General features: G+C 58.9%; 6 protein-coding genes and 1 pseudogene. 5 read left to right on the top strand and 2 right to left on the bottom strand.

The genetic code is table 11. The features are described 5' to 3' along the window. A pseudogene (locus EN932_RS04420) lies at positions 1-469 on the bottom strand (type II secretion system protein F); the annotation flags it as partial. After that, positions 469-1,857, bottom strand: a complete 1,389-nt coding sequence (locus EN932_RS04415) for a CpaF family protein (protein ID WP_127368011.1) — start codon at positions 1,855-1,857, stop codon at positions 469-471. The gene EN932_RS04415 and the pseudogene EN932_RS04420, both read right to left, overlap by 1 nt. A gap of 531 nt (positions 1,858-2,388) precedes the next feature. Here EN932_RS04415 and EN932_RS04410 point away from each other — a divergent pair. From EN932_RS04410 to EN932_RS04390, 5 genes are all read left to right on the top strand, one after another. Further along, positions 2,389-2,607 carry a Flp family type IVb pilin gene (locus EN932_RS04410; RefSeq protein ID WP_127368010.1) on the top strand — a complete coding sequence of 73 codons (219 nt, stop codon included), beginning with the start codon at positions 2,389-2,391 and terminating at the stop codon, positions 2,605-2,607. 78 nt (positions 2,608-2,685) lie between these two features. Further along, positions 2,686-3,720, top strand: a complete 1,035-nt coding sequence (gene cpaB / locus EN932_RS04405) for a Flp pilus assembly protein CpaB (RefSeq protein ID WP_127368009.1) — start codon at positions 2,686-2,688, stop codon at positions 3,718-3,720. A gap of 53 nt (positions 3,721-3,773) precedes the next feature. Next, on the top strand, positions 3,774-5,219 hold the full coding sequence (locus EN932_RS04400; protein ID WP_127368008.1) for a type II and III secretion system protein family protein: 1,446 nt from the start codon (positions 3,774-3,776) through the stop codon (positions 5,217-5,219). A gap of 4 nt (positions 5,220-5,223) precedes the next feature. Next, entirely contained in the window at positions 5,224-5,499 is a 276-nt protein-coding gene (locus EN932_RS04395; protein ID WP_245483257.1) for a hypothetical protein, read from the top strand. 71 nt (positions 5,500-5,570) lie between these two features. After that, entirely contained in the window at positions 5,571-7,100 is a 1,530-nt protein-coding gene (locus EN932_RS04390) for a pilus assembly protein TadG-related protein (RefSeq protein WP_127368006.1), read from the top strand. Position 7,101 lies beyond the last annotated feature (1 nt).

Genomic DNA, 7,101 nt, shown 5'->3' with positions numbered 1-7,101 from the left:
TGTCGAGCGCGTCCGGCAGCTGTTTGGCAAACTTCTGGATTCGCTTGTTGCGGGCGCGCCGGAGGACGAGAAGCGGCAGGACAAGCCCTACGACCAGAAAGATAAGAAGCGACGCCAAAGCGGAAAAATTGAAGAGTACCAGGAGCAACGCCATCGCTAGTCCGACGAGCAGGAATGTCGCGGCGAACGTCAGGGGATTTCCGGTAATGCCGGATTGAGTATAGAGTCTGTTCAGCCACACCATTCCAAAAAGAAAGTCGCCGGAGTCAGTGAGGCCACGCTCCCGCAGCAATCCCTGTAGCGTTTGTTCGGCCGGGACGTCGCCAGCGAGCCGCTTCAATCGGCGATTGACTGCTAGAGACCGAGAGCGGCGGCCGGCAAATGAAAGATAAAGAGCTTCGCCGGCGAGGATGACCGAGGCTGCCGCCAGCATGTAGATGAAGTATAGCAGAGCTTGACCAGTCGGCATCAGAGGGCAACCTGCGGGTTGAAGGCGTCCTTGGCAAAATGATGGCCAAGCGTCGCCGCCTCTGGAGCGAAGCGCGGACGGACACCGGTTGCGCGAAAGTCTCCGACGACCTTGCCCTCGGCCGTCACCTCACGGCGGACGAAATGATAGATTTCCTGAAGCTGCACGACATTGCCCTCCATGCCGGTCAGTTCCGATATGGAGGTGACACGCCTGCCGCCATCCGAGAGCCGCTGTGTCTGGACGATGATGTCGATGGCGGAGGCGATCTGCGCCCGGATCGAATCATGCGTCATCGGCATGCCGGCCATGCCGACCATCTGCTCCAGCCGCGAGATCGCATCGCGCGGCGTGTTGGCATGGATTGTCGTCATCGAGCCTTCGTGGCCGGTGTTCATTGCCTGTAGCATGTCGAAAGCTTCCTCGCCGCGCACCTCGCCGACGATGATGCGGTCCGGTCGCATGCGCAGCGCGTTCTTCAGCAATTCGCGCTGGCGAACCTCGCCCCTGCCCTCGACATTGGGCGGGCGCGTCTCGAGCCGGCCGACATGCGGCTGCTGCAATTGCAGTTCTGCCGCATCCTCGATGGTGATCAGCCGCTCCTTCGAAGGGATGTAGCTCGACAAGGCGTTGAGCAACGTTGTCTTGCCGCTGCCGGTGCCACCCGAAACCAGGATCGATTTGCGCGCCTGGACTGCGATCCGCAGCAGGTCGATCATCGGCGGACGGATCGAATTGAATGCCATCAAACGTTCGAGCGAATAGGGATTCTTCGAGAATTTGCGGATCGATACCAGCGGGCCGTCGACCGAGACCGGCCGCACCGCGATGTTGACACGTGAGCCGTCTTCCAGCCGGGCATCGACCATGGGCGACGATTCATCGACCCGCCTGCCGATAGCCGAAACGATCTTGTTGATGACGCGCAGCAGATGGGCCTCGTCCCGAAACCGGATTGGCGTCTCTTCGACGATGCCCCGCCGCTCGATGAAAACGCGCTTGTGAGTATTGATCAGGATGTCGGTAATGGAATCATCCTTGAGCAGCGGTTCGATCGGCCCGAGGCCCAGCATCTCGTCGGCGGTGTCGCTGGTGAGTTGATCGAGTTCGCGCGCATTCAGCGGCACCGCGCGAGCGCGAACGAACTCGCGCACGATTGGACGGATCTCGTTCAGGATCTCATCCTTGGAAGCACTTTCAAGCGCGGTCAGGTTGAACCGGTCGATCAAGTGGCGATGCAGCTCGACCTTGATCGTCAGGAAATCGTCACCATGCGATTGAATATCAACGGCTGGCAGAAGAGCCGGAGCAACAGGCTGCACCGCCAGCAGCTCGACCTTTGTCACTGCCTGCTGTTCGCTTGGCCCCTTGATGAACCGTCCCAGCATAATTGCTTATACTCCCCTCGGACACGCATTAGCGGAAACTAAACGTTAACCAACGAGCGCACAAGCGCCTGGATGCCCGGCGCACAGCCATTACTTTCGGCATAGTTAAGATCAAGGACCGCAAATCCCTTGATTATTTGATGCAGAGGGCATGCGGAGTTCCCCAAATTTATCCTCAGCTCTCAGGCTCATGCGCCCGCGCCGCGAAAATTAGCAAAACTCCCTCTTAAGTCCTTAGATATAAAGGAATATGCATTTCTTCTAATGCTTCCACGGTTTCGCCACATGAGCGGCTAAATTGTGAATGAATGGTTAAGGGCAATCGAAAAATGAAAAGAATCAATCCCTTGATAAGATTTCACTTTGCAACCTTCTTGCCGAATCAGGTACATGAAAGTTAAGGAACCCTTAATGTCGTTTGACTCTGCATTTTCTCGGGACCTAGGATCGAGATGACGGGGGATGCTTGGGTATGGATTTCATCTCTTGCTCTGTCTCGTCGGGTTCCAACCTCCAAAGGGAGAAATTGACATGAAGAAGCTCATGACGATGACCCGGCAGTTCCGCGACGATGAAAACGGCGCTGCCATGGTCGAATATTCCATCCTCATCGGCATCATTGCCGCGGCGTCGATCGTGACGATCATCGCTATCGGAGTGTGGGTGAACGGCTCGTTCACCAATCTCTGCAGCAAGCTGACGGGCGTTGCTGGCGTGACGAACTGTACTGTTGCTACGGCTACTCCCTGATCATTTTCCAATCGGGACCCGGATCTGATCCGGGTCCCTGTCGCCCGATATGTTGCCTTTCTTGGGGTTTTTGGGATCATGCGCGCGAACACACTCATCATGATCGTTCTTGCCGGTGTTTTCGGTGTCCTGGCGGTTGTGCTGGTCAATATCTGGCTGGCTGGCCAGCGAAGCGCCATGGCGCAAACGGGCATTGTTCAAGGCAGCACTGTCGTCGTTGCGGCAATGCCGCTGAAGTTCGGCGATACGCTTAGCGCAGACAAATTGCGCGAAGTCGCATGGCCGGCGGGCTCGATTCCAACTGGCGCCTTCAAGACAACGAAAGAGGCCTTGGCCGGCGAAGGCATCAGGCAGGCGCTTCAAACCATTAGCGCCAACGAACCAGTCCTCGCCAGCAAGATCACTGGCCCAGGCCAACGCGCCACGCTTTCGGCGGTGCTTGGCGAAGGCATGAAAGCTGTTTCCATCAGGGTGAACGACGTGCTCGGCGTCGCCGGCTTCGTCTTCCCGGGTGACCGGGTCGATGTGCTGCTGACGCGAACGGTGCGCGGCGATGATGGAGCGGACAAGAGTTTCGTCGATGTGCTGCTGCAGAGCATGAAGGTGCTCGCCATCGACCAGGTGGCCGATGTGAGCAAGGACAGCCCAACCGTGGTGAAGTCCGTAACGCTGGAAGCCAGCACCAAGGACGCGCAGAAGCTGACGCTTGCGGCAGGCGCCGGCCAATTGTCGCTGGCGCTTCGCCAGGCCGCCGCCAGCAAGGGCGAAATGACCGAGCGGGTGACGCTTTCCGACCTGACCGGCGAAACGCCGGCCGATGTCGCCGCCAGGCAGGCGGAGCTCGACAAGAAGGCAGCAGCGGAAGCGGAGGCAGCAGCCGAGCGCAAGCGCGCCGAGGACAAGATTGCCGGGTTGACCCAGGCTGTGGAGCGGGTGGGAAGCCGCCTCGACGAGTTGGGCAAGGTAAAGATTGCTCCGATCGTGATGGCGGCACCGCAGCCGGTCGTCAAGGAAGTGGTCAAATATGTGCAGCCTGAGCCGCCGGCGCGGGCAACGATCGGCGTTTTTCGGGGTGTGAAGCTCGAGACATATGACGTGCCGCGACAACCATGATAAGGTGCGGCTAATAAACGGGACTGCCACCGGCAGCGAGTGGGGAGACGGGGATGCGGGGATATTGCTTAGGGATAGCGACGGCCGCGTTGTCGTGCCTAGGGGCGCTGTTGCTGTCGGGCCTGGCGGCCAATGCGGCCGACCGCTTCATCGATGTGTCGACCCCCAGCGTTCATCGGATTTTCCTGCCGATGTCGCAATCGGTGACGATCCAGGTGAGTGCCAATCTGGGCGACATCGTCGTTGGCGACGAGAAGATCGCCGATGCCCAGCCAATGACCGACCGCACGCTCTACGTCATCGGTAAGGGCGCCGGCACCACCACGGTTAATCTGTTCTCCACCGATAAGCGCTCGCTCGGCGCCCTCCAGATCGAGGTCGGCGTCGATGTCAGCGACATGGCGCAGGCGATCCGCCAGGTCGCGCCAAAGTCGCGCATCGAAGTGGGCTCGGTCAATGGCAAGGTCAGGCTTGGCGGCCATGTCAAGGACGGCGCCACGCTGGCGTCGATCCTGGAGGTTGCGCAGCAATATGGTCCGGACGCTGTCATCAACTCGGTCATCGTAGACGACAGCCAGCAGGTCAATCTGGAAGTGCGCGTGCTGGAAGCCAAACGCAATACAGGCCGCGATCTCGGCGTTTCAATCAAGAGCACGAACGGGAGTGGGACGAGCCGAGTTGGAACCGGCATTGCCACAGTCGACAAGGACGGAGCAGAGCTTGGCGCGGGCGACCTGGTCAGCGGCCTACTGTCGAACACCAATCCCTTCGCGGCGCTGATCACCCGCGTGATAGACAGCAACATCAAGGTCGACCTGATCATCGAGGCGCTTGAGGCCAAGGGCGTGGTTCGCACGCTGGCCGAGCCGAACCTCACCACGCTATCGGGCGAGCCGGCCAGTTTCAACGCCGGAGGCGAAGTCCCCATCCGTAGCGTCGACAAGGATGGACTGATCCAGATCGATTACAAGCAGTTCGGCGTCAATCTCGTGTTCACGCCGGTTGTACTTGACGAAGGCAAGATCCACATCAGGCTGGCGCCAGAGGTCAGCGACCTGACCGGCTTCACCACCGCCGGCGACCCGATCTTCACCAATCGCAAGCTGACAACCGTGGTCGAACTGCGCGACGGCCAGAGCTTCGCCGTCGGCGGGCTGCTGTCAAGCAAAACCACCAAGCAGCAGAACCAGGTGCCATGGCTTGGCCAAGTGCCTGTCATCGGGACGCTGTTTCGCAATTCGAGCAGCCAGAAGGAAGAAACCGAGCTGGTGGTCATTGTCACGCCACACATCGTGCGGCCGGTGAAGCCCGGCGAACAGCTGGCGACGCCGTTCGACAAGACGCGGCCCGCCAACGATCCGGAATTCTTCGTGCTCGGCCAGCTCGAAGTGACCAAGGACATGGTGCGCAAATATGAACTGGGCGAAGGTGTCACCGGCCCCTATGGCCACATGCTCGACTTCAAATCGAAGGACAAGATGCTCTATGTCAAGAAATAGCGCCTTGATCCTTATCCTGTGCGCCAGCGCGCTGTCGGGCTGCGCCGCGGACTATCTGAACCACTACGATTCGGTGACCCTGGCCGCCGGCGACACGCAGAAATACAATTCGCTGCTGCAGACGATCGACCCACTCAATCCGAACTCAAGGAATACGAAGATCGAAGGCGACGGCGCGCGCGCCGCCGCCGTTGCCCAGGGCTACAAATATCCACCGCCACCGCCACCGCCGCCGGCGATCACGGTCAATGTGGGCGGGTCGGGCGTGACGACGCAGTGAACTGAACGGAAGGATGCGGAGGGCGCCGGGCATGCGAGGGGCTCTGGCGCAAGAAAGCAGAGAGTAAGGTCATGTTGGGGACCATTCGTGCCTTCTGGAACGATCAACGCGGCGTCGCGATGATCCTCGTGGCGATCACGCTGCCCGTGCTTATCGGCTTTGCTCTGCTGGCTATCGATATGAGCAGGGCCAACGGACTGCATAACGATCTGCAGAAAGGTATCGATGCGCTTGCGCTTGCGACAGCCGCGGAACTTGATGGCAGATCGGATTCGATCACCCGAGCCGAACTGGCAAAGACGACACTTCTCACCAACAAAACAAAGTTTTCAACATCTGGCAATCATACGCTCGCTTTGGCTGATGTGACCATTAAATATTTAACCGGGATACCTGCCGACGACAGCATCGGGTTGAATGCCGCTGGTGTCGACGCTAATGGCCATGACTGGTCAAGCACCGATCCCAAAGCCGTGTCGTTCTCCTTGGTGACCGTGAATCCGTCCGTCGCGGCGGCAGATGGTGCCGGGGCCTTTGAGGCGATCTTTCCAGCAAGCTTTCTTGGCGGCAATAACACCTTCGATATCAGACCTCAGGCTGTGGCCGGATTTGTCCAGTCGATCTGCGAAACGGTGCCAATCTTCATGTGCAATCCGTTCGAGACGACCGACCCGCTGACCAGCAAGACCATCCAGCAGGCATTCGCGTCGGGCGATACCTACAGTCGCGAGTTCCGTATCCTTAAGGTCGACAGCAATCCTGGTCCCGGTAACTTCGGCCTGCTCGACAACAGCCTCACTTCGCTGCGCGATGCCATAGCAATGGGAACAGCCGGCACTTGCTACAACCGGAATGCAATCACCACAAAAACCGGTGTGACCTTGGGCCAAGTAAGCGCAGGCCTTAACGTCCGCTTTGATCTCTACAGCGGGTCTCTCAATAAATATAACAAGGACTGGGCGTATCGACCGGCAAGCAATGTTCGCAAGGGACAGCAAAGCAATACGTGCAACAAATACGATCCTGCAACCGACGGCCCCCCGGCATCGGCACTGCCGCTCCCGCCCGGCGTATGGGACGCTGGCAACAACGCATATTCGCAGAAGATCACCAACGCCACGACATTCTACGGCAATTATTGGAGTAGCAATCACAAAGCCAGCGTCCCTAACATCCCCAGTTCTACCAACCCGGTATCGAAGACGGCACCGGCGTCTCGATACGATGTCTACAAATATGAAATCGCGACCACTGGTCTTGTTGCAGACAAATCAAAGGGTCCATCAAACGAGAGAGGAACGCCTGCCTGCTTCAATGGCGCGACCCCGACTGCGGATCCCGATCGGCGGCTGCTCAACATGGCGATCGTCGACTGCATCGCCAACCAGGCCAAGATCAACGGGCATACGCAGCTGAAGCCGGACGGATATGCCAGTGTTTTCTTGGTCGCGCCAATTGCGAAATCCAACCCGAGTGACGACCCAGACGGCACCGGCGCCGAGAAGCCTATCAGCCTGGAGATCGTCGACGTTGATGGCGGGTTCGCGAACAACACCCTGGTCGACAAAGCATTTCGCAACGAAGCCCAGTTGTATCGGTAGC

The sequence above is a fragment of the Mesorhizobium sp. M7A.F.Ca.US.002.01.1.1 genome (genome assembly GCF_004022955.1).
GTDB classification, from domain to species: Bacteria; Pseudomonadota; Alphaproteobacteria; order Rhizobiales; family Rhizobiaceae; genus Mesorhizobium; species Mesorhizobium ciceri.
The sequence above is the reverse complement of the archived record's forward strand: the minus strand, read 5'-3'. Positions and strand labels throughout refer to the sequence as shown.

Excerpts from the sequence above, each read along its gene's own strand:
- cpaB (WP_127368009.1), top strand. The coding sequence starts at position 2,686 with ATGCGCGCGAACACACTCATCATGATCGTTCTTGCCGGTGTTTTCGGT.
- EN932_RS04415 (WP_127368011.1), bottom strand. The coding sequence starts at position 1,857 with ATGCTGGGACGGTTCATCAAGGGGCCAAGCGAACAGCAGGCAGTGACA.
- EN932_RS04410 (WP_127368010.1), top strand. The coding sequence starts at position 2,389 with ATGAAGAAGCTCATGACGATGACCCGGCAGTTCCGCGACGATGAAAAC.
- EN932_RS04400 (WP_127368008.1), top strand. The coding sequence starts at position 3,774 with ATGCGGGGATATTGCTTAGGGATAGCGACGGCCGCGTTGTCGTGCCTA.
- EN932_RS04390 (WP_127368006.1), top strand. The coding sequence starts at position 5,571 with ATGTTGGGGACCATTCGTGCCTTCTGGAACGATCAACGCGGCGTCGCG.